General features: G+C 36.8%; 2 protein-coding genes. Both read left to right on the forward strand.

The window, feature by feature from the left end; translation table 11 throughout:
* The first annotated feature begins 213 nt into the window (after positions 1-213).
* Positions 214-765: a recombinase family protein gene (locus F0Q32_RS25580; protein WP_023332859.1), complete on the forward strand. Its 552-nt coding sequence runs from the start codon at positions 214-216 to the stop codon at positions 763-765.
* 15 nt (positions 766-780) lie between these two features.
* Positions 781-2,877 (forward strand): P-loop ATPase, Sll1717 family, encoded by a 2,097-nt coding sequence (locus F0Q32_RS25585; RefSeq protein WP_149465161.1) that lies wholly within the window; start codon positions 781-783, stop codon positions 2,875-2,877.
* Positions 2,878-2,990: the final 113 nt, after the last annotated feature.

Genomic DNA, 2,990 nt, shown 5'->3' on the forward strand with positions numbered 1-2,990 from the left:
TAGCGACCATAATTCAGTTCCTGCTCGGTGGTCAGAAAATCGACGGGCATATAGGCCTTCCTGCCTGACGGTTATATATTAACAATTTCGCAACCGTCCGAAATGTTATAAATTATCAGACATACTAAAATGGTGCTGTTTATGTGTCTATTAAATCGATTTTTTGTTATAACAGACACCTGTTGTCCGATATTTGATTTAGGATACATTTTTATGCGCCTTTTTGGTTACGCACGGGTATCAACCAGTCAGCAGTCGCTCGATATTCAGATCAGGGCGCTCAAAGACGCAGGAGTGAAAGCAAATCGTATCTTTACTGATAAAGCATCCGGCAGTTCAGTTGATCGTCCGGGACTTGATCTGCTGCGCATGAAGGTGGAGGATGGTGACGCCATTCTGGTGAAGAAGCTCGACCGTCTTGGCCGTGACACTGCCGACATGATCCAGTTGATTAAAGCATTCGATGCTCAGGGCGTAGCTGTCCGGTTTATCGATGACGGAATCAGTACTGATGGTGACATGGGAAAAATGGTTGTCACTATTCTGTCTGCTGTAGCTCAAGCTGAACGTCAAAGAATATTAGAACGAACAAATGAAGGTCGCCAAGAAGCAATGGCAAAGGGAGTTGTGTTCGGTAGAAAAAGAAAAATAAACAGAGGAACGATATTAAATATGTGGAAACAAGGTTTAGGAGCCTCACACATATCAAAAACAATGAACATTGCTCGTTCAACAGTATATAAAGTAATAAATGAAAGCAACTAATATAAAAGGTTGAATATGGAATTTAATATTACTTCAAAGTCTAATCCGTTTGGCGATACAACAGCAGAAAATGATAAGAAAATGTTGAGCAGTGCTTTCATCGAAACTGCTGACTTTAGAACTTTAATTGAAACAGATGACCGAACTATTGTTGTAGGCAGACGAGGGACTGGTAAAAGTGCTTTATTCATTCAGCTAAATGAACATTGGAAGAAAGATAAAAAAATATTAATCCTAAGTTTTTCACCAGACGACACTCAAATAATTGGTTTTAGATCAATGTTGAAGCCATTTACAGGCTCATTCAATTTAGCTAGGGCAGCAACAAGATTATTATGGCGATATGCTATGTTAATGGAGATAGCATCATATATATCTTCTCATTATAAATTATCATCTCAAATTTCGACAGAAACATTGTTGAATGAGCATTTAAAAAAATGGAATGCTGCACAAGGTGATATTTTAAGAAAGTGTAGGGTTGTAGCAAAAGAATATTTAGATGAAAACAATTCTGAAGAATCAATTGGTGATCTTCAATTTAATTTGAATATTTCAGAAATCGAAGGCAATATAGTTTCACTTCTTGAACGCTCAGACAGGAAAGTTGTCATATTGATGGATAAGTTAGATGAAGCATATGAACCGGATAATATAGGGATCGGAATCATAGCGGGTCTGGCATATGCCTCAATTGAATTAAATCAAAAAGCAAAATGCATTCGCCCAATCATTTTTTTAAGGGATAATATATTTAGATCACTATCAAAGGAAGATCCTGACTACTCAAGAAATATAGAGGGGCAAGTCATAAGGCTGCATTGGGATTGGGCACAACTCCTAATGCTATCGGCTAAAAGAATGAAAGTAGCATTTAATCTAGATATTGAGAAAGATCAACGGGTTTGGGATAGGTGTACAGCCGATGATCTCAAAGGAAGGAATGGTTTTAAGCGATGCTTGCAATTTACCCTTTACCGCCCCAGAGATTTACTATCATTGTTAAATGAAGCTTTTTTTTCCGCATTTAGAGAGAATCGAGAAACCATTATTAACACTGATCTAGAATATGCAGCCAAGTCAATTTCCATGGCCAGGCTTGAAGATCTTTGGAAAGAGTACCAGAAGATCTTTCCTTCAATACAAGTTATAACTAGTGCATTCCGTAGTATTGAACCTGAATTAACAGTCTACACTTGCTTAAAAAAAATAGAAGCATCTTTCGAATCAATAGAAGAAAATGAAGACCCAAAAATAACTTCTGAAATACAATTACTAAAAGCAAGTGGGATCCTCCAAAGTTTGTATAGCGTAGGATTCGTAGGTATACGTGATAAAAACACTTCATCCTATTCATTTTGCCATGATGGACGAACCCCAGACAAAGGTTTTGAAAGCGGTGAAAAATTATTAATTCATCCCTGTTATTGGCTTGGTTTGAATTTAAATCGCAACGCTCTTGCTCCAGAGGAAGCTGAGGAAATAAATGATGAATATGATATCAATGTTGTTTCCGATAATTCAGCCATTAGAAATAAAACAATAGGTCAAATAACCACTCACCTGGATCAAATACCGACAGGAAATGAAGGAGCTAATGAATTTGAGCAATGGTGCTTAGATGCACTAAGAATTGTATTTGCATCCCACCTGACAGACATAAAGCCGCATCCAAACGGTAATGCGGTTCAGCGACGAGATATTATAGGTACCAATGGTGGAAAATCAGATTTTTGGAAGCGCGTGTTAGAAGACTATAAAACAAGGCAAGTTGTTTTTGATGCGAAAAATTTTGAAGAATTAGGTCCATCTGAGTACAGACAATTACAATCATATTTAACAGGACCGTATGGAAAATTAGGTTTTATTATTAATAGAGAAGAAAGTGAGGCGTTGAAATCAGGGAGAGATTTAGATTGGACAAAAGAGATGTATCAATCTCATAATTCATTAATAATAAAATTACCTGCAAAATATATATCTAAATTGCTGCAAAAGTTAAGAAACCCAGAGAAGCATGACGCTATAGATAGTCAGATGGGGAAACTTTTAACTCTATATGAAACATCATATATGGCTATTAAAAGTACTCAAAAGAAACGAAGAAAATAGCATCATTTGCCTCATATGAGGGGGTTCCTGAAAAGGAACCTCCTCATATTTTGTGATAAATCAATAATATATATCCTTAGCGTACGTTTTCGTTCCATTGGACCTCAAACCCC

Origin of the sequence: Pseudocitrobacter sp. 73, from assembly GCF_008369545.1 — a bacterium.
Lineage (GTDB): Bacteria > Pseudomonadota > Gammaproteobacteria > Enterobacterales > Enterobacteriaceae > Pseudocitrobacter > Pseudocitrobacter vendiensis.

Coding starts and splice junctions, on each gene's coding strand:
- F0Q32_RS25585 (WP_149465161.1), top strand. CDS start 781: ATGGAATTTAATATTACTTCAAAGTCTAATCCGTTTGGCGATACAACA.
- F0Q32_RS25580 (WP_023332859.1), top strand. CDS start 214: ATGCGCCTTTTTGGTTACGCACGGGTATCAACCAGTCAGCAGTCGCTC.